The following is an 18,868-nucleotide window of genomic DNA, read 5'->3' on the forward strand; positions in this document are numbered from 1 at the left end:
ACGGTTCGTTCAGTCCTGATTCCAGGACGCCGGGCAGGCCTCCCGAGGTAAGCTCAGCCGCCTTCGCTACACACCTGCCAGATTTACCGACCCAGTCTTTGATGGTTATGGACTTCGCGATCATTTGCCCGCTCGTCCGGCCGGGTAGGCCTCGTATCTGGTTTCTGTTCGTCAGGTCATAGCTTTGCTACACGCTTCTTTCAGACCCCGCCTCACGGCGACGCCCTTGCGTTTCACTAGTCCTTCACCACCATCAGGTTGGACAGGGGACTTGCACCCCCGAGCTGGTGAGCATGCTCGGCACACAAAAGCCGCTTCCCGAAGGAAGCGGCATATCACACTGCGGCCGATGTTTTCCGGCTCTTGCGAGCCTTCTTTTCCGCCGGTTTGGGCACCTCGTATCCGAAGCGTGCCCATGCAGCAGGATCGAGCGGTACCGGACTGGTTCTACCCGTACTCAGGTTCACGAAGACACCCGAGAACGGCACGCGCCCGGTGCGAAACATGGTCCATAGGAGGTTGAACGCCTGAACTGCAACCGCCTGATTGATGACCAGCGATTGCTTGCGAAGCGCATCAGCCATCGAGCACGAAGGCGTCTCGTCGGCTGCGTCGCCGCGCGGGTCGACGAGTTCAGGGAACAGGTCGCCGACGTGCGGGAGACGTACAGCCCCGACGCCGGGAGCATGCCCAAGAATTACCTGTCCACTGTCAGCGTCGTTTCCACAGTCCAGGTAGTAGCCGCGGCCGTAGGTCAACGATTGCAGGATTGCCCGTCGGGCAGCGCGGGTATCCACGCAGCCAATCACCAGATCGGCCGCGTGCAGGTTAGACCCCGAGTTCACGCGCGAGGTGCGCGCTTCCCAGTCCGTTCCCATGAGCAAGTTGATCCGGTTGACGATGAGCGCAGCCTTGTACTCGCCGACGTCATTGGGATAGAAACCCTGTCTGCCGACGTTTGTAGGACTGACCCGGTCATCGTCGTACACCGTGCACGCGATGCCGCCCGGGTGACCGAGTTCAAGCATCGCATGATGTAGACGGGCGAGCGCCGGCAGAACCGCACTTCCGGTCCCGCCGGCGCCGACAACCACCACACGCCAGGCACCAGACATCATGCGCGACGGTACGTTGTGAAGCATGGGCGCGTTCATGCCGCCTCCATCGCTATCGCTCTGTACCAGGCCGACGGCGCACGCTCGAATTTCTCGAAGATGCCTTTGGCGCAAAGCCGCAGCGCAAGGCTCGGCGTCGACGCCTGACAGTTTCCAACGACCAGTGAGAATTTAACCTCGTGCCGGTCATCGGCGTCATCTGTCTCCGAAAAATACGCCGGATACCGGCCATGTGAATGGCAGTCAACTACGAGTTGCTCGTCACCTTCCAGCTGGGGCGGCTCATAGTCCAGTGAGCCCTCATCATGCGAGCGGATCACCAGCGGGACCAGCCTGAAGTCCCGGGATGTCGGGCTCCATACGATCCAGGCACCCGTCTCCTTCGGAAAAGCCGCGCGGGCCATCGTCGCGAACCGGCCGATCAGAGCCGCCGGGACCGCACCGCATCCCAGTTGTGTATCCTCACTGATTTCTCCGTAAGGAATCGCCGTCGCGACAGCATACGTCGCGATCCTGCGCACAAGGGACAGCCAGGAGCGGCGGATCTCGATAAAGACACCGTTGGACGCCACGAGCAGACGCTCACCGTTTGTCGGCATAGGCGCCAAGGGCTCACGCTTTGGCACCATCACACTTGGCAGCGATCGCTGCAGCGTCAAATCCAGAACATTCATTTCGGTTCTCCAATATTGCCGCCGATCAGATCGGCCAGCGTGAGATTCATTGAGATAAGGGAATTCTTGGGAAACTGCTTGAACTTGCCACCGAGCATGTCGCGCCAGAAGGCATAGGGCCCCTTCTCATACTCGACGCGGCGCTTGCCGGTGTTCGGATGGGTAAAGGCAGATTCGAAGAACCCGCTTTCCCAACCATCAATGGCAGCGACGTCGATCCGGTTCGGCACCTTTGCGGACCCGATACAGATCTTTCCCCAGTCCCACGTGTTGAAATACGGCGGCTCGTGGAGCAAAGTTTCAGGAGTTGGGCGCGTGTCCTCCGTGACTGCGAAGACGCGAAAACCCGCCAACGACGCATGAAATACAAGCCCCGGATGCGGAACCACAGCGCCGGCGGACTTGATCTCCGGACATTGGAAGAAGACCCGTTTGTGCGTCGGCCTATGCCACCAGGTGATCGATTCAGGCGACAGCGCCAGCACCGTCTCAGGCAGGAAAGCGGCCTTCGCAGCCGTGTTCGCGGCCAGCTCGTTCAGTGCGGTGTGCAGCGCCGCTCTGTCGATCGGCCTGCCGGGCCCGATGGACGGCCGTTGCTTCCCGCTCTCGAACTTCACCGGGTGAACGGTGCCGTACTGCACGCCACGGTTCTGCTGTTCATAAAGAAGAATTGCAGAGACGAGCCGCACCTCCGCGTCGCCACCAGACGACACATTCATACCGATCATGATGATTGCCTCAAGGTTTGATAAGGAGCGCGAGGACGCGGTCCAGCTGGGAAAGAAGACGGATGCCCTTGGTCCAACGCGCGTACTGCTTGCGGATGCCTTCGGGCTCAGTTGCGAAGGGGATAAAGCCGAAGTACGTCGTGCCAGAACCTTGCGCAGCGAAGTTGTACCGGTCGTCGAGTAGCTGGCCGATGTAGTCGTTGTCATGTGCGATCAGCGTGCAAGCGGCATACACACATTCCGGCATGAAAGCGAAATCGAAAGCCGGCTTCGTGTCGCGGTCGCAGAGCAGTCGCGACAGTTCAGCCAGTTCCTGAGCAAGTCGGGAGGCTCGACCGGCTGTCGTTCGATGCAAACGCCGCAGCGCCGCGATCGACAGCTTCGGCTGTGGTCGAAACCGACGCTCCTTCTGACGGATGCTGTAAATGTCCATGTCAACAGGACATAGCTGGTCGGAGGCTACGGACGGTAGATAGCGCTGGTAATCCGTTTTTTTGCGCCCATACGACCTGCGCAATTCCTTCACCACATCGGTGTCCGTGACCGTTGCGTCGCCGTCCCAATACCAGCAGGCGAAGTCCTCAAGAAACTCGTGCGGTAAGCGCACGTTGAGGGTCCGGCCTGACGCCTTGGCGATTAACCGCAAGGCGGTCGGCAACAAACGTGGATCCGCCATGCGTAGCTCTTCAGCGTGAGCACCGATGGAGTAGACATAGTCGTCAGGAAATTCCACCGTGAGATAGAGCGGTGCATCTGGCTCGAAATCGTCCCTATGTTCCTGATACTCGACAATTTCCGCCACCGCTTCACTTCCGTAAAGCAGGAACTGGAAGTTCAGCGCCCGCCACTGCCTTTGCTGACGTCTGAGCCACCCCGTGAAGGCCTGAGCCATCGCTTGCGGCGCGCTGCCGTAAGACTGGACGTCCCGCGCTTCGAGGACTCCGGCCGAAAACTGCATGGCCACCAGGTCACACAAGGCGCGTTCTGTCTGGAAGCTGACCTGCCCCATCGACGGTACTGAGGACCCAACCTTGGGGAGTGTCAGAAAATCAGCGGAAGGTTTGCGTCGGGCAATGGAATTGCGGCACGATTCCCGGGAAGCCGGGGCGTTTTCAGCGAATCCGTCACCATACGTTCGAGAATCGAACAGCATGATTTCATCTCCTCATTCTGAAAAAAAACCGCCCTTTCGGGCGGCTTCTGTGTGAATTGCGCACTGGACTCTTCGGCCAGTGCTCTCATCAGGTCGCGCTTACGCATGGGTACCCTTGGCACCGGCGGCACGAACGAACTTGTAGCGGGCGACTTCCCCGCTGTATTCAGGTCCGTCTATGACAGCCGTCGTCAATTCCGGATACTGCGCCGAATACAGATCACGGACCTCGACCGGCGAAAATGCCGCGCCGGGGTCTATCAGATTCACGCCGTTGTAGGCGAACTCGCGAATCACTGCCGCAATGGAGATAGACATGGCAGGCCCCCTTATCCGAGAAGCGACAGAAGGTCCGTGCCTTTCGGCTCGCCCGATGCGGGCTCGGACGACACGACAGCAGGTGCGGAATCCGACGCTTGCGCATCCTCATCCTCATCGCTCTCCTCGTTGTCCGCAGTGCTCTTCGATGCCGGCGCGGGAAGCGCCTTCTTCGAACCGCCCTGCAACGCCTTCTGGGCCTTGCCAGCCTGCGACTTCTTCGCTTCCTCGAGGATCGCCGTTGTTGCTGCGACCTGCTCCTCGAGCGACTTGTGCGAACCGGTGTAGGTCACCAGCGCGGCCGCGAAACCCTCATCGAGCTCCGCCGAAGTGGCCGTGAGCACGAGAGGCTGACGCAGCGCCGGATCCGTCGCACCTTGCGGTACGACAAACACCGCCAGCTGATCACCGGCCGCCTGCAGCGTCATGACGACCTTGCCTGTGGAACGCACGAGCGCTTCCAGTTGCTGAAACATGATTGACTCCAGAAAAGAGAAACGCCGCGCAATGGCGGCGTATACGTATAGAGGGAAGGACACAGAACGTGTCCCCTGCTTTCAGAACTTCAGCACCTTCGGCAGCTTGCCCGCATAGTCGAAACCTTCGACCTTGAGCAGTGCCTCGATGAGTTCGGGTTTCGATTTCGCGAAAACCTTCTTGAAGTTGTCTCCGAGCGCGGCGCGAATGCCGATCTCGTCGGCCAGCACCAGCATTTCGGACTTCGTGATCAGCTCCAGAAACTCCTTGTCGAGCTTCCAGTGCTTATTCAGGTCCAGCCTGTGCGACTTGCACAACTGCGTGAGCCGCGTGACTTCCAGCCCCTCGATCGCCGCAAACAGCATGGCGATCATCAGGTCCGCCTGGATCTTCTCGCTGGTCGCCTGAACTGCGCTGACCGACTTCGGAAGATCCGCCATTGGCAAATCGACGTCGCCACCGACCATGCGCTCAAAGAACTTGCGGAACGCACCGTCTTCAATGTGCCGCGCGTTGCCGCTCAGGACGACTGCGATCAGATACTGGCGAGCCAGATCGTGGTTCATGCCGATGTCCACACGCAATGCCTTGCGCCAGAGCTTCACGCGATATGCCTTGACCTTCTCGGACTCGGCAATCACCGTGACCGACGGGTTCGTCGACGCCGGCGCGCCTGCAGTCTTGCTCGCGGTGCCGCTCGGGCTTTTCGCCGCCGGCGCCGACTTCGCGCCTTCGGCCTGCTTCGGCTGCACCGCGGCCTTCTCTGCCTGGATACGAGCCGCCACCTTCTTCATGTTGCAGACGGTGTCGAAGCATTGACCGCGATAGACCTTCCCAACGGAATCCGGCAAGCCGCTGACGGCCGCGCCGTAGTTCGTGCAGGCATGACAGGCCTTCGCCTGTTCAAGTCCGACGCCTTTGGGGCCGTCCACCGCCAGTTGCACGCGCGTGTTGTTGTCGCCAGCCCGTACGATCCGCACGGTCTGGAACTCATCGCGCAAACCCGTGGCCGTGGCCTCAAGCTGCTTCTCGGTTTTATCGTTGAAGCAGCTACGGTTCGTGCAGTTGCCAGTGCCGATCGCTTCGCCAAACATCTGCGCTTGCGTCGACGAGTTGTGCGGGCAGCCCGCGCAGTCGGCCTTGTCGAAGATGGCCGACGCCAACGCGCACGACGCCGATTCGACCAGCTTGCGCACGTCGGCGGCCGACCGCTTTTCAGCGACGACGACAGGCAGGACCTTGTCCTGATTCTCTTTCGAGAGCGCCGCCAGCAGCTCGGCGTGGGCGATGTTGATCTTCCGCTCGCTCAGTGCATCGAGCACAGCCGTCGAACAGTTGAGCAGCGCAAGGCGGCTATCGAGCGTCGCGCGCGACCAGCCAAGGATCTTGGCAGTCACGTCGCGATCGCCGCCCTGCAGACCGAGCAACTCGGCAGCGTCGCGAGCTTCTTCGGCGGGAGAAAGGTTATCGCGCTGGATGTTTTCAGTGAGCGCAATACGCCGCGCTTCGACTTCGTCGACGTCCTTTACAACGATGGGCATCGCAAAGTCTTCACCGTGGGCTTCCATGGCGCCGCGGTAACGTCGGCCGCCGGCGATCACCTCGTAGTCAAAGTCGCCGTCGACGATCGGACGCACGATGATCGGTGTGTCCACGCCGTGCTGACGGATCGACTCGGTCAGTTCCGCGAGCGCCTTCGGATCGAAATACGTGCGAGGGTTCCGACCGATTCTGATGCGCTTGAGGGGAGCAGTAAGTTGTTCTTGCATTGCAGGTTCTCCAGAGAGGGAACCTGCCCCCGTTCGGGAGTGGTTCCCGATGGGGTCAAAGATGAAAAGCCGGATAGAGCCGGCAAGGTCGATGCGTCAGAGACGCGGTAAGTATTTGAACGATACCGCCAGTGACGCGCGTCGCCGCAGTGAAAAGGTGCAGAAATCGTATTGCCTTTTGCCTTCAGCGGACGAAAAAAAACCCGGTCGCAAGACCGGGCTTTCTACATACGTCGCTTTCACCGGGTGCTGCCACCCGGATCGGCGTGAAAGAAGAGTGATCCATCAAAACAACGTCATCTGGCCGATACGATCGAAGATCGTGGGCTCAGTGCGCTTTGCCCCTGGCTCCTTTGTCACCTGCTCAAAGAGGTCCGCAAGCGACGACGCCACGGTCAGCGGCGCGCAACCGTCGCTTCGATCCTCTACCGCGACGGCGATATCGGATTCTTCACAAACAGCGGTATCGCCAGCGTGCAGCCGGCAAGTGCCTGAGTCTGTTTCGACGTCATGGGTCGTCGCTGCCTCAGGTGACTCGAGACTGGATTGCGACATCCCCGCCTCATCTGCGGGGGACACTTCAGGCTCAACTGGCAACTGCGGCCTGCTGCGCCTGAGCTTCCTGTTCCAGCCTACGAGAACGTGGGCTGGCGTGTACCACACCGACCAGACCTCGAGCGACAGCGCATTACCGTGCACTACCACGGCGGGAATGCCCATCAGCGACAGCTGCACATACGCCATGTGCACGCACCGCGGGTCAATGTCGACACAGGTCGCATGGAGGGTCTCGGGATAATTCAGGCCCGCCTGATGCATCGCCTGTGCCGTTGCCACCACCATGCCAGCCGATCCGCAGGCTGGCTCCTGCAAGGTAACGAAGCCCTGCTCGCGAATCGAGGTGCCATCGCCCACAGTCATCATGGCCATCAGCAGCGACACGCTGTAGGGCGTAAAAAACTGACCTGCGCGAGCGTTCCCGAGTTCCAGCGCCATGAAAATCTCGCCGAGCACGTCACCAAGCCCACTGGCAGGCTCATGACCGGAGCCCGGATCGCCGATCGCATCGATGCGCGTGCGATAGCACATCTGCAGTTCCGCAAACATCGCGGCAAACCGGTTAACTTCCTCCCGTTTGTATTTGCCGACGATTTCGAGGTAACGCTTCTCGCGTGCTTCGAACTGCGACTGGTCGACCTTGCTGCTAATGGCGATCGCGCTTACTTCAACGAAATCCGCGAACACCGTGTACGGGTCGTGCGAATGCGTGAACTCGCGCATCAGCTTGATAATCGCAGCCTTGTGCGGATCGCCACTGCTCGCGGCACGCTCCTTCCTCTGCTGGCGTCCCATTAGCGTTCCCCTGCCGGGGCACCGATATTGCCCAACTGCGATTCGAGCACCGTCCACAGGAGGTCGAAGTCAGGGGCCTCGCCCAGCGCGAGCGAGCGCTCGACATCGAAGTCGGCCGCCTTGAGAATCGCGGCGCGATGAACTAATGGTCGCTTCCCCTCGCAGGCAAATTGCTCGCGCGCTTTCCAGATAATGCGCGTGGCAAGCGTCTCGTACGTACGTCGTAGCTCGTCGACCACCTGTGCGGTAGTCGGCACGCGCACGGCGGGGTCGGGGCCCTCGCCAAACAGGCGCTTTTCAGTCGCTGCGATCGCGCTGTAGTGACGCCATGCCGCCGTCTGCGCGTCAATGAAGGTCTGAATAAAGTGATTGAACATGCCGGATTCCGTAGATGATCCGGAGCGCATCCCCAACGGGGCGGCCCCGTTGGGTGAATGAAATGTTGCTGGCTAGATGCGGTAGTGGGCACGAACGCGCCGGCGCCGCTCTGCGAAAGGACGGCCAGCGGTCACCGACAGCGGAGCGGCCATGACGAGATGCCGTAGCGCTGCCGCGCGGAAATGTGGCGAATAGCGTTTCTTCGCCTTGACGATTCGCAGCAGTTCCTCGTGAGAAAGGCCGTGCGTCTGCCAGACCATCAGGCCGAAAGAGAAGATGCGTTGACGATTCATGCGGGCTCCAACGATTTGACGGGAGCACGCCCGCAACGGGTGTGAAGCCCGTCGGGGTGAATGAAGAACGCCTGCTCGTCGCAGGCGGGTGGTCGATGCGTCAAAGACGCGGAAGATAATCAGATGGTAGCGCCCGCACTGGAAGGCCTACCCGCGAAATGACTGCGCATTTGATGTGGCTTTCATCGGCAGGATGCCGGTGAACCGCAGGCAAACTTATCCATGATAACCCTGTGGATTACCCCACTGCATGTTCGCCGAACCGCACGACCCGTCTTTCCTTCGTCTATGTGGTCCGCTCGCAGGTCACATCGGAAATTGGCTTAGCCGGATCAGCCTCCTAAGGCGGAATGCTCGACAAAACCATGTAGCTTTCGCGTCAACCACATCTCCAGCTAACAATGCTTCCAAACCCCGCCCCGATCTTTGCCATGATCGTGATGATTGGCTACGCCGTCTGGCATCTCGCCAGTTTCGTGACTTCAAAATTCCACTGGCCATCGTGGGCGCCGGCCGCAATCATCGCGGCGGCGTTGTATGTGCTGTGGACCGCCCACCAGATCGGCAGGCTCATATCAACGATCAGGAAGAGCCGTGAGAAGCGGGAGTTGGCGACGATGACGGCGCGCTATCCGCAGTGCAACGTCGTACGGCTGCACTCCGGCGAGTGGTTCCTGGTCGACAAGGAAACCGGACGGGAGTTTTGCCCTTCTAACGGTCGCGACGGGCAGGCGTGATCCGTGATCTGTCCAGCCCTTTCCACGGCCGCTGCACGCGGCCCTTTTCTATGGTGCAGAGGAAACCATGTCCCACGTATCTTTCGATGGCGGTGAGTTCGCGCTCAGTGACGTACAGGAAAATCCGGCGCGCTACGTGAAGCGGCTCGAGCGCGCAAAGGTCACACCCGGTTACGCTTTCTGCTTCTGCCAAATCCGGTCGACGCCGTTGCAGCTTGTCATACGACGTTACGGCTCGCTCTTCCATCTTGCCGGATGGCCTGATGACGGCCACCGTCACGACCGCGATTGTGCGTTTTTTAAGGATCCAAACGCTTCAAAGCCACCCGGCGGAGGGGACACGAAAGCCGCAATATTCGCGACGCCGACCGGCCTGAACGTTAAACTTGACGCTTCACTCACCCTGCGTGAAACGACCGCGGGGTCACGCGGCTCGCCGGCAAAACCGTCGAACCGCGCGAGCCGCCGCTCGGCAAGCCTGCTCGCATTCCTGCAGACGCTTTGGGTCGAAGCCGGGCTTAACCAGTGGAGTGGCAAGAGCACGTCCCGGCACTGGGGGCATTGCAACGGCCAGCTCCTCGCCGAGGTCGGTACAGCGCTGATTAATGGCACCGACGCGCAGGATGTCCTGCACATCATGCGTCGATTCGATGAAGCCGATCGCGCCGCGATCAACGCGGAATTCGATGCGTTCATTGCCCGCCTGAGCGTCGAACAGCGCACAACGACGCGAGGACTGGTTATCGGCGAAATCAACGAAGTGTCGCCCACGCAGTACGGCCACGCGCTCAGCCTCAGGCAGAGTGCACGTAAGTATTACGCCAGCACAACCCTCATCGATCACGCCGCGCGCACCTATTCGCACGCATGGCGCGCGCTTGGCGATCGCAGCTCGCGCGTCGTCGCGCTTCTGCTCGTTGAGCGCACACCGAAGGGGCATGTGAAGATCGTGGATCTCGCTGCAATGCTCTGCTCACACGCATTTCTGCCATGTGATTCGATACACGAAGTCGCTATGGCGAACAGGCTTGTCGCAGAACTACGTGACTTCGTAAAGCCCGTTCGCATCGCTGAGGGCGACGACATGCTGCCCGACTTCATACTGCGCGACACGGACATTGAGACGCACATCGAAGTGTATGGAATGAACGGTGTCCCATCGTACGAAGCGCGCAAGCAGCAGAAACGCGCGCTGCGATCCGCACGCCATATTCCTGCCGTCGAATGGGACGTCGATAAAAACGCCCTGGCAACAGTCCGACTGCCTCATCCAAAGAACCCGTGACGAAAATTCGGCTTGTGGGCGGCGCATCCATCTACGCAGAAACTCCGGTGCGTTTCCGGACCCTCAGTGCCACGCACTTCGGCGCGGCTTGACTATGTCGGTAATGCGGCAGCATGAATGCATGCCCGCATATGACGGGCCACCACCCGAGGACCTCTCATGCAAGGCAAAACCTTCTTTCTCCAGCGCGCGATCTCGCGGTCGTCAGACTGGTCTGGCCGCTACCCTGCGCTCGGCTGCGCTTGCCATGACCCGCAGTCGCTGTCAGGCGGCCGGCAGATCGTTGCTGCATCGCTCACGACCGACGGCGTGCGTTGTGTTTTTTTCAGCGCTGTGGGCTCGGTGCTCGACTTCACGGCCACATGGGAAGAACTGGCCCGCGCGAAGACATGGTGGTATTTCGTGCAGCGCTGGTATTGCTGGGCCGTTCCAGATGAACGGACGCTCGCGAGAATCAACGTCACCGCGGGCGCGCTAGACCATGTAATTGCCCCTTCGCTCCACGACCATGCGAACGACGAGACGCATCTGACATGGCTTGACGGCATCGAAGCTCGCGCCCGGCGCTGCGGCACGCTCGCGGTGTCACGTCTCGAATTCGAACCGGCCTGAAGGTGACGGGACATGGGAGCAAACACTGCCATTGAATGGACGGACAGCAGCTGGAGTCCGTGGGAGGGCTGCCAGAAGGTCGGCCCGGGCTGCGATCATTGCTATGCGGAGTCGATGAACCGATGGCTGCGTAGCGGCAGCAACTGGGGGCCCGGCGCACCGCGGCGGACCTACAGCGAAGAGCACTGGAAAAAGCCTCTGCGCTGGGACGCCGACGCCGCGAAGACCGGCCGTCACCGGAAGGTTTTCCCGAGCGTCTGTGACCCGGTTGATAACGCTGCTCCCGAGGGGCAAAGAGAGCGCTTCGCGGAACTCATCCGATGCACGCCGAATCTGGTGTGGCTACTGCTCACCAAACGTATCGGCAACGCCGGGCCGATGCTGGCAGCCATGTTTCCGGAGGGCACGCCCGCGAATGTCTGGCTGGGAGCAACAATCGTCAATCAGGCGGAGGCTGACCGGGACATTCCCCGACTGGTCGCCGCACCTGCCAGCGTCCGCTTTCTTTCGATGGAACCGTTGCTTGGTCCTGTCAGCCTGTACGACTGGATTGGTCCATGGGGCGGTCCGACCGAGCTCCAGGCGCCGCCAATGATCGACGGTGTATTCGTTGGCGGGGAAAGTGGACGGGGAGCGCGCCCAATGCATCCGTCCTGGGCGCGATCGGTGCGCGACCAGTGCCGCGACGCCGGGGTTAGGTTTCACTTCAAACAATGGGGCGAATGGGCACCGGGAAATAGCTGCGCGGGCAACGATCTGATTGACCGGGACCGGCAAAAGATCGCCAGCGGATTTTTTGACTACAACGATGGGTGGAATCCGCTGGGTCCGAACGCCTTTCGTCAGACGATGGACAAAATCGGCAAGAAGGCTGCGGGGCGCCATCTTGACGGCCGTTTGCACGACGATTTTCCCGAAATGGCGGGCGAGCACTGAGCAAGTTGCTTTCTAAATGTAAATTCGGCTTCTCCAGCGCCCGGTGTCCAACGATAATTCGAACCAAACACCGCGCGCGAACCCCAAATGTACGAACAGCTCTATCCCTGCGACCACTGCGGTGGGCGCGGCACCGTCGGCCAGTCACAACGCGTCGTTGCTGAAATCGGGCAATCCGGTTTCGATTACGGCCAGTTTGGACGCCACGCCGGCCCTCCCGTAGTGGGCGATACCATGCGCCGCCCGCCATTTGCTCCACAGACCGAGCGGCTTGCGTGCATCTATTGCGCCGACTGCGGCATGTCTACACCCTGGTTTCCCTATGCCCACGATGAGCGCGAAGCGTTGAAGCTGGCTGCGCCGGTCTGGAACCGCCGTTTGACCCGACCCGAAATCACCGAAGGCGATCTGCGAGACCTCATCGAGAAAGAGATCGGGGCATGCGACGTGCAAATGGTGATCGATATGCTCGCGCGTAACGACGACGACTGGGAGACGCGTGGCCCGCTGTTCGCGATGCTCGCGCAACGACTCGTTGACGCTTCCGTATCGACAATCGACAGCTGGCCGATCGAACCGGTGCTGCGCGATGCCGCCCGATACCGCAAGCTGGTGCAGCTCGCGAAGTGGGTTGATATCGACGGGGATCGAAACGTCCAGTTCCCCATGATCCCGACGCCGCGCGAGCACTCCGATCTCATGTTCGAAGACAGGATTGCTTTGGCGATCGACGGCATGCCGGATCGTGATCGTTGGTAACCTCGTTAAACCTCCAAGCAGGGAGCACCCGAATTGCGCCCCCCGTCTTGCGCGCCCGGTTAGCCACCCCACAGCCGGCTGCTGAGGTTTAACGTCTTCACCTGCTGCTCGCCCGAGTCATACCAGACTTCGTCTCCACAAAATACGTCACCCGCCTCGCCCGAGTACAGCGTTCTATTCGGGTCGCCACGCACGTAAACAGTAGCGCCGGTCGTAACGGCGTCGAGGCGGAACTTCTGATCGGGACGAGCCTTGAGATACCCCACGATCTGATCGGACGTATTGAAGTACCGCATGTGCCCGTCCTCGAACTGGAGTTTCGCCATCTGCACCTCCTGAACCGCACCTGTGTCCCAGAGAATCATCATCTCGCTCCTTGCGGCCAAAATTGGGAACGGCCGTTGTCCAGTATAGGAGAGCATTGGTCGCTGTCAGGCTGTCGCAATGGTTTGCAACAGATAAAAAAAAGCCGACTCCAAGAAGTCGGCTTGCTAAAAAGTTCCGGCACATTTCCGAGGGCCGATGCCAGAACCTGAGAGATGACTCATTGTGCCGCGGCGCTAACCACCCCAATGGGGCGTATGAGGTACAAAATCGCGCGTCATTTCCGCAAAGCAGTTCGCTCTATCGCCGGTTGTCAGCGGCTCCTAAAATCCTGTACAGCGCTTGCCGCGAAATACCCAACGCGTTTGCTGCGTGGCTCTTGTTCCCGCCCGCATCGGCTAGCGCGCTTTGCGCCTGGTCAACAGTCGGAAGTGTCCTCTGCATCCGCTCCTGCATCGCGAATGTGGACAGGTATGCGCCTGACTTGTTCAGCCGGGAGTGACCTGCCGCTTCGACAACCCTACGCATCGCCTCTTCATGCAGTTGCGGGTCTGGCCTCGCATCCGCCCGCTTGATAGGCGCCGGCACGCCAGTGGTCTCTTTATAGAGCGTCTGCAGATACTCATGCCGCAGGCCGTGACTCGTAATACCCATCCCACGCTTGGTGATGCCATGTTTCTCGAGAACGTAGTAATACCAGTCACGCCATTGGCTTAGGGTCCGGTCGGCCGGCACTGTCGACCCCGTCAGCCCGTTGCTGAGCATCGCGGCCTCTTCCAGTATTCCGATTTTCGTCTCTATTGGCACCTCGCGCGGGCGCCCACCCTTCGTGCCGCGCGTCACAGCAAGCAACCGTGGATTGCGTGCGGCTTCAGCTGGTCGAAGCATGAAACTCTCTTCGATCCGCAAGCCGAATGCGGCCTGCAACTTGAGTTGGACAGCCGTATGCGGGCACGTTTGCGCGATCTCTTCGATCTTCGCCACAGCATCGACGCCGTGTGCTACCCACGACTTATCCTCTGTCGCCACGTAACTTCGCCTGAGACCGAGAGCCTCGCGATCTGCATAGTCGTCAAGCGAGCCGATCAGATTGGTCTTGCCCATCCATTGCGCGAGCGCGCGAAGATACGTCAGCTTGTTTTCGATCGTGCCGCCAGTCTGCCCGGCCGCGACCCACGAACTGACCAGAAACGCTACATGCTTGTGTTTAAGAGACCAAGGCGTCCGCAGGAAGAAGCCGCCGTCCAGTAGCTCCCTGAAAGCCTTGCACAGTTTGGCCGCGCGATATTCCTGCGTTTTGATCGACAACGCGCGGCCGCTGATCCGCGTCGTGCTATGAACGCGTGCCACGTTCCCGTCAAACAGCTTGAGCAGCGAATCCCGGAGTTCGGGACTAAAACCATAGCTGTTGACGATTGCCCTTACGTTGAGAATTGCCGCCATCCGAGATCCTCTGCAACGCTGCCGCGCTGCCTCTTCGTGTCATTATCCGGCCCGATGGTCGCAGCATCCCTACCTGATGCTTTCACCCGACCACCCGGGTCCGCCCTTCTTTGCCCGCCTCTGTGGCGGCTGCGCCGTATCCCCGTCGCGTGGGTCCTGCGTTCCGATCCTTTAGCGATTCCATCCGATCGGCCAGAAGCATGGGAAGACATGCTTTCCGACCGTCCAACCTGCTGCCTGCCAGCGTGAATCGCGCTTCGCGCAATCCACCTCCGACCTATCGCGCATCGCCTCGCGGCGGTTTGCGCTTTGCGGATCTCTCCGCGGTGTGCAGCTTCGTGGCTACCCTTGCCAGCACAACCGTTTGTTCAACTTTGTGCTCTTGCCGGGCAAAACCCGTTACGCGTTCTTTTACGGCCGCGGTACGCCGTGTCTTCTTCCGTCAGGGAATCGCGGTGATCCGGTCTTTGCCGGTCCGCAAGGCTTCCCCCGCCCCCAAGTCACTCATCTCCGCCGCGGTGTATCGGGCTTCGTGAGCGCACCCAGCCGTAGCTGTAAGGGCGTGTTCAGACGCCGCCGAGATGTAGAAAGTGTCCGGTGTCCGGCCTCTCCACATGTCCTCAACGCGTCACAACGCGGCAAACCGCCGCCAATCGTATGGATATCGCAGTGTCCGGGGGTCCTCAACGTGGACCACTATGGACTTGATTCGCTTCAGAAAAAGGCCGCATCACTGTGCGGCCCGGTCAGTTGGGTACTTCTGGCCCGTTGCGGGCATGGGATACAGACGTGCGAGTGCCATGCACTCGCATTCGATGCGTCAGAGACGCGGCAGGTATGCCAAGGATAAGGCCACGCACGCAAGCGCCCCGGATAGAAAGATAGTCAGAACCGGTCGGCTTTCGTTGACTTGACTTTGATGGCCGGTCGCTAGACTGACCTTAGGTAGAACTGACAGAAAAGTGCCAGTTTGCTCCGATAAAGCCGACGCGACATGAACTGACACTTGTCTGTCAGATATCTGATAGTTCGTCGGCATCACGCGACCGAAGCAATTCAAACTGATACTTATCTATCAGTTTTCTGACACTTTGGTGCGTGCCCACTTAACGCATGGAGTCATCTTGAAAACTTCCGTCTTTGCAATCGACGTTGGCTACGGCAACACAAAATACGCTCACCGCGCAGCAAGCGGCACCATCGCGACGGGCATGTTTCCCTCGCTCGCTCCCCTCGCCGCGAGCCAGGCTCTTTCCGGCTATGGCGATAGCGTGCTCACCTCGCGCAAGGTCGCGACGATCGTCATCGACGATATTGAATACGAGGTTGGCCCCGACGTGGCCCTCACGGCCGCATATGGTAAGACCGGCCGCACACTCTCGAACGATTTCGTCGCTTCCAATAACTATGAGGCCCTGCTCTTTGGTGCAATCCATTTCGCGGGCGTGACTCATGTGGAGCGGCTGCTACTCGGCTTGCCTGTTCACACTATGAGTAAATATTCGGGCGCGTTGCGGGACCGGTTCACTGGGACCTTCGATTACGGCCCCAGTCGGGTAACGATCGACAAGGTTGTCGTGATTCCGCAGCCGCTGGGCTCTCTGGTCGCGGCATCGGCCAACCGCCAGAGCGAGTTCGGCCGCGACAGCGCGCACCTGGTGATCGACGTTGGATATTTCACGACGGACTGGGTCTACGCCAACGGCTTCACGATGGATGACAAACGTAGCAACGGTATGCCTGGCGGCGCATCGCAAGTCTGCCAACGCATCGCCGAGCTCATCGGCAAGGACCAGGAGGAAAAGGTGGAAGACATCGAGCTCATCGACAAGGCATTGCGCGAGCACAGACCGTTTTTCTTCTACGGCCACGACATCAATCTCGATCAGTATCTTGAAAAGTCTCAGCCCGTCATCGCCGGGGTGGTCGAAGATATCAAGAACAACGTCGGCCCACTTACCAGCGTGCGTTCGATCGTTCTGTCAGGTGGCGGCGCCGCATTATATGCGCCCGCCATTCGGAAAGCGTTCCCGCGGGTCACCCTTGAGGTCATCGAGGCACCGTGCACTGCCAACGCGAAGGGCTTCCTCATTGTTGGTGAGGCAAGCCTCGCCCGCGAGCGGGCAGCCGCGAAAGCATGAACGGCAAGTTCGACATGAAGCTGGTCATCGACGCGGTGACGACGCCTCTCCTGCATGCCCGTCTGACTCAGGCAAGCTCGTTCCGGGAGCGGGCGGCATTACTGCGCAGCCTCGCTGAGGCCGCACTACGGGCTGAGGTGTCGACCACCTTACGTGGCGAAATTCTCTCTGCGTCACGCGTGGCTGCCCCAGATCTGGTTCCTGTGCCCGACGGCGAGCGCCTGCAGCGGCCGGTGGAACGGCCACCGACTGAAGGGCGTGGGGGAGCGGACCAGTTGGTACAGACGGTTACAGGCGACTCATCAGGAACGGGGCACGACTCTGAGCAGCTCGCGGACGCATTTCAGGCATTTTTCTAGAGCGAGAATCGCCGGCTCACAACCAGGCGCTGAGCCGCGAATTCAATTCAAACAGTAAAGGAGCAGTCTTGAAGAAATCAGGCGAACCGGGCACTACAGCCGCAATGCACATCCAGAATCTTCGCCCGCTTATAGCCCGCAGTCTCGGCTGGAGCAAATACGTCTCCCCGATCGGGATACTGGTCCTCGTACTGTATTACCTCAGTATTGGTTTCACGCCAGACATTACGGTTGCGCAGGGTGCAATCGTTGCTGCGCAGGCAGGAATCACCGGCGCACTCCTCACATGGGGAGTGGCGTGTATCTTTTCCGCTCCCGGCTGGATTTACATCCTGGCTATCAACCCTCACTCACTCCCGATCAAGTCCCGCAGGAAGACACTAAAAGCATTGGTTCGACGTTCAATGCTCGCCCAAGCTAGCACCTTCGCCGTTTTCCTTGCATGGGCTTACTGGCCGACGCACAAGGGTTATGAGCATTCGCTCATTGGACCGTTCTTTGCCCTGCTGTCTATTCCGGCGATTGTTGCTCTTGTCGAATCGCCGCTGGCAATTACATCTGAAGGGATTGAGCATAGGGGTGTGTTCTGGGCGACGCTTCTCGGTGGAGTGGTCGCCGCCGGTTTTAGCCTGCTGATCGTCTGGCTCTTCCAGAGCAACGCTACCCAGTCTCTGAGCAACGAACCACGATTCATCGCGGCGCTTTTCATCCTGGCTTGCCTGAGCCCGATTCATCTGGTGTTCAGTGTGAGCGAAGGCATTGCACATCTGATTACCGCAGCAATTATCTTGTTCGAGGTGGTTATCATTCTTGGCGTCCAGACCGCTCCGACGTCTATGATTGCCCGCGAAGTCGGTGTCGCGGAGCCCGAACCTGTCATGCTCGCCATGCCCGCTGCGCTCTGCCGGATGGTCACATCGAGCGCAAAAAATATTGGTAGCTCGTGCAGTGCAGGCAACGACGGACCCGGCCTCGTGGGTCCCGCCCAGGTTCTTAATTCGCTAGGCTCACGCTGGCTAATCCGCGACCTGAACTCGAACGTCACATTCAACATACCCGGCAAAGACATTGTTATCGCTCGCACCGCTCCCGCGTCCCAGACTGGCAATCACTAACGCGTCTCTTACTGAGACTTGACTTCGTCGCGCAGATGCGAAGATGGGTCATGGCTCCGATGTTCACCGCGCGGGGCGCGGTGCATCGGAGCGTCAACTAACAAGGTGGATATATGCTGGAACTGATCGAAATCGTGCGTCATGGCTTGCCGCTGTCCGAACTGCGCACGTGGCTCTTTTTCGCCGCATTTGCGGCATCAGGCATCGCAGGCTGGTACAGCCTGCCGGTTATCGAACGATTTGCGAGCAAGACGGAGAAGTAAATGAACGCAGCTGAACGGCTTACGGCGTGCTACACCAAGTTCATGGCGCTGCCCTTCTTCACACGGCGGGCAGTCATCTTCGGGGCCTCGCTCTCGCTCTGGTGGTTCGGTGCGTTGCTCTCCAGCAAACACGTCAACAACGATCTGTGCGTGGTTCTGCTCCTCACCGGCGCGGCGGGCGTATTGTGGTCCAGCGGTTTGTGGCGTATGTGGAAGGTCTTCGCGATCATCGTCGCGGTCTGCCTGGCCATCATGAAATGACCGAGCCGCGGACAAAAAAAAACGGCTCCCCAAGATTCGGGGAGCCGTTTTTATTTACGCGATCAATGCGACAGGGGAGCCGCAGTAACGAGAAGACGAAGCGCGCAAAAGTCCCACGCATCAACAAAGGACTGGTCGCGGCATGCATATGCGGTGTTGCCCTGAGCGGTGCGGTCAATCACGTCGAACGCAACTGCCTCAGACTTTCCCACGCGCTGCCGGCCACCTTCCGCGCCGTTGGTTGCGACGATTGCAAAGCCACCTACGAGAACCTGGAACGAAGCCATTTTCTACTCCATAGAATTTGGCCCGACGAGACATCCCCCGGTGGGGAGTATCCCCACCGGGCAAGTTAAAGAAGTGCGGCCGTAGCCG

23 protein-coding genes are annotated in these 18,868 nt (G+C 59.9%); 10 read left to right on the forward strand and 13 right to left on the reverse strand.

Features of this window, described 5'->3' with window-relative positions; translation table 11 throughout:
* Positions 1-335 precede the first annotated feature (335 nt).
* The 10 genes from B0G69_RS39395 to B0G69_RS39440 all read right to left on the reverse strand — a co-directional run bounded on the left by B0G69_RS39395 (position 336) and on the right by B0G69_RS39440 (position 8,258).
* Positions 336-1,154 (reverse strand): PRTRC system ThiF family protein, encoded by an 819-nt coding sequence (locus B0G69_RS39395; RefSeq protein WP_121325414.1) that lies wholly within the window; start codon positions 1,152-1,154, stop codon positions 336-338.
* Positions 1,151-1,789, reverse strand: coding sequence for a PRTRC system protein A (locus tag B0G69_RS39400; RefSeq protein WP_121325415.1), 639 nt, complete (start codon positions 1,787-1,789; stop codon positions 1,151-1,153). The genes B0G69_RS39395 and B0G69_RS39400 overlap by 4 nt, the downstream gene beginning before the upstream one ends.
* Positions 1,786-2,517 carry a PRTRC system protein B gene (locus B0G69_RS39405; protein ID WP_121325416.1) on the reverse strand — a complete coding sequence of 244 codons (732 nt, stop codon included), beginning with the start codon at positions 2,515-2,517 and terminating at the stop codon, positions 1,786-1,788. Before B0G69_RS39405 ends, B0G69_RS39400 begins: the two co-directional genes overlap by 4 nt.
* A 10-nt stretch (positions 2,518-2,527) precedes the next feature.
* A complete protein-coding gene (locus B0G69_RS39410; protein ID WP_121325417.1) occupies positions 2,528-3,670 on the reverse strand; it encodes a PRTRC system protein F in 1,143 nt (380 codons plus the stop codon).
* Between the two features lie 99 nt (positions 3,671-3,769).
* Positions 3,770-3,988 (reverse strand): PRTRC system protein C, encoded by a 219-nt coding sequence (locus tag B0G69_RS39415; protein WP_121325418.1) that lies wholly within the window; start codon positions 3,986-3,988, stop codon positions 3,770-3,772.
* Positions 3,989-3,999: 11 nt separating this feature from the next.
* Complete coding sequence (locus B0G69_RS39420; RefSeq protein WP_121325419.1) at positions 4,000-4,464, reverse strand: PRTRC system protein E; 465 nt, start codon at positions 4,462-4,464, stop codon at positions 4,000-4,002.
* Positions 4,465-4,545: 81 nt separating this feature from the next.
* Positions 4,546-6,234, reverse strand: coding sequence for a PRTRC system ParB family protein (locus tag B0G69_RS39425; protein WP_121325420.1), 1,689 nt, complete (start codon positions 6,232-6,234; stop codon positions 4,546-4,548).
* A gap of 285 nt (positions 6,235-6,519) precedes the next feature.
* A complete protein-coding gene (locus B0G69_RS39430; protein ID WP_121325421.1) occupies positions 6,520-7,587 on the reverse strand; it encodes an N-6 DNA methylase in 1,068 nt (355 codons plus the stop codon).
* Positions 7,587-7,964 carry a hypothetical protein gene (locus tag B0G69_RS39435; protein WP_121325422.1) on the reverse strand — a complete coding sequence of 126 codons (378 nt, stop codon included), beginning with the start codon at positions 7,962-7,964 and terminating at the stop codon, positions 7,587-7,589. Before B0G69_RS39435 ends, B0G69_RS39430 begins: the two co-directional genes overlap by 1 nt.
* Positions 7,965-8,036: 72 nt before the next feature.
* Positions 8,037-8,258, reverse strand: a complete 222-nt coding sequence (locus tag B0G69_RS39440; RefSeq protein ID WP_121325423.1) for a hypothetical protein — start codon at positions 8,256-8,258, stop codon at positions 8,037-8,039.
* 431 nt (positions 8,259-8,689) lie between these two features.
* Here B0G69_RS39440 and B0G69_RS39445 point away from each other — a divergent pair, with 431 nt between their 5' ends.
* From B0G69_RS39445 to B0G69_RS39465, 5 genes are all read left to right on the forward strand, one after another.
* The gene (locus B0G69_RS39445) at positions 8,690-8,995 is read left to right on the forward strand and encodes a hypothetical protein (RefSeq protein ID WP_121325424.1); all 306 of its coding nucleotides are present in this window, start codon (positions 8,690-8,692) and stop codon (positions 8,993-8,995) included.
* A gap of 67 nt (positions 8,996-9,062) precedes the next feature.
* The gene (locus B0G69_RS39450; protein WP_121325425.1) at positions 9,063-10,280 is read left to right on the forward strand and encodes a DUF1173 family protein; all 1,218 of its coding nucleotides are present in this window, start codon (positions 9,063-9,065) and stop codon (positions 10,278-10,280) included.
* 159 nt (positions 10,281-10,439) lie between these two features.
* On the forward strand, positions 10,440-10,892 hold the full coding sequence (locus B0G69_RS39455; protein WP_121325426.1) for a hypothetical protein: 453 nt from the start codon (positions 10,440-10,442) through the stop codon (positions 10,890-10,892).
* Between the two features lie 12 nt (positions 10,893-10,904).
* Positions 10,905-11,828, forward strand: coding sequence for a phage Gp37/Gp68 family protein (locus B0G69_RS39460; RefSeq protein WP_121325427.1), 924 nt, complete (start codon positions 10,905-10,907; stop codon positions 11,826-11,828).
* Between the two features lie 87 nt (positions 11,829-11,915).
* Complete coding sequence (locus B0G69_RS39465) at positions 11,916-12,587, forward strand: Lar family restriction alleviation protein (RefSeq protein WP_121325428.1); 672 nt, start codon at positions 11,916-11,918, stop codon at positions 12,585-12,587.
* Positions 12,588-12,646: 59 nt separating this feature from the next.
* Here the strand turns inward: B0G69_RS39465 and B0G69_RS39470 are convergent, their stop codons facing one another.
* Entirely contained in the window at positions 12,647-12,955 is a 309-nt protein-coding gene (locus B0G69_RS39470) for a hypothetical protein (protein ID WP_241991747.1), read from the reverse strand.
* Positions 12,956-13,211: 256 nt separating this feature from the next.
* On the reverse strand, positions 13,212-14,354 hold the full coding sequence (locus tag B0G69_RS39475) for an integrase domain-containing protein (protein ID WP_121325430.1): 1,143 nt from the start codon (positions 14,352-14,354) through the stop codon (positions 13,212-13,214).
* 1,124 nt (positions 14,355-15,478) lie between these two features.
* Here B0G69_RS39475 and B0G69_RS39480 point away from each other — a divergent pair.
* The 5 genes from B0G69_RS39480 to B0G69_RS39495 all read left to right on the forward strand — a co-directional run bounded on the left by B0G69_RS39480 (position 15,479) and on the right by B0G69_RS39495 (position 18,493).
* On the forward strand, positions 15,479-16,495 hold the full coding sequence (locus B0G69_RS39480) for a PRTRC system protein D (protein ID WP_121325431.1): 1,017 nt from the start codon (positions 15,479-15,481) through the stop codon (positions 16,493-16,495).
* The gene (locus tag B0G69_RS39485) at positions 16,492-16,854 is read left to right on the forward strand and encodes a hypothetical protein (protein WP_121325432.1); all 363 of its coding nucleotides are present in this window, start codon (positions 16,492-16,494) and stop codon (positions 16,852-16,854) included. Before B0G69_RS39480 ends, B0G69_RS39485 begins: the two co-directional genes overlap by 4 nt.
* 68 nt (positions 16,855-16,922) lie before the next feature.
* A complete protein-coding gene (locus tag B0G69_RS39490; protein WP_147440845.1) occupies positions 16,923-17,969 on the forward strand; it encodes a hypothetical protein in 1,047 nt (348 codons plus the stop codon).
* Positions 17,970-18,082: 113 nt separating this feature from the next.
* Entirely contained in the window at positions 18,083-18,232 is a 150-nt protein-coding gene (locus B0G69_RS41615; RefSeq protein ID WP_199731512.1) for a hypothetical protein, read from the forward strand.
* Positions 18,233-18,493 carry a hypothetical protein gene (locus tag B0G69_RS39495; protein WP_121325434.1) on the forward strand — a complete coding sequence of 87 codons (261 nt, stop codon included), beginning with the start codon at positions 18,233-18,235 and terminating at the stop codon, positions 18,491-18,493.
* 62 nt (positions 18,494-18,555) lie between these two features.
* Here the strand turns inward: B0G69_RS39495 and B0G69_RS39500 are convergent, their stop codons facing one another.
* Positions 18,556-18,780, reverse strand: coding sequence for a hypothetical protein (locus tag B0G69_RS39500; RefSeq protein ID WP_121325435.1), 225 nt, complete (start codon positions 18,778-18,780; stop codon positions 18,556-18,558).
* Positions 18,781-18,868: the final 88 nt, after the last annotated feature.

It is taken from the genome of Paraburkholderia sp. RAU2J, from assembly GCF_003634845.1.
Lineage (GTDB): Bacteria > Pseudomonadota > Gammaproteobacteria > Burkholderiales > Burkholderiaceae > Paraburkholderia > Paraburkholderia fynbosensis.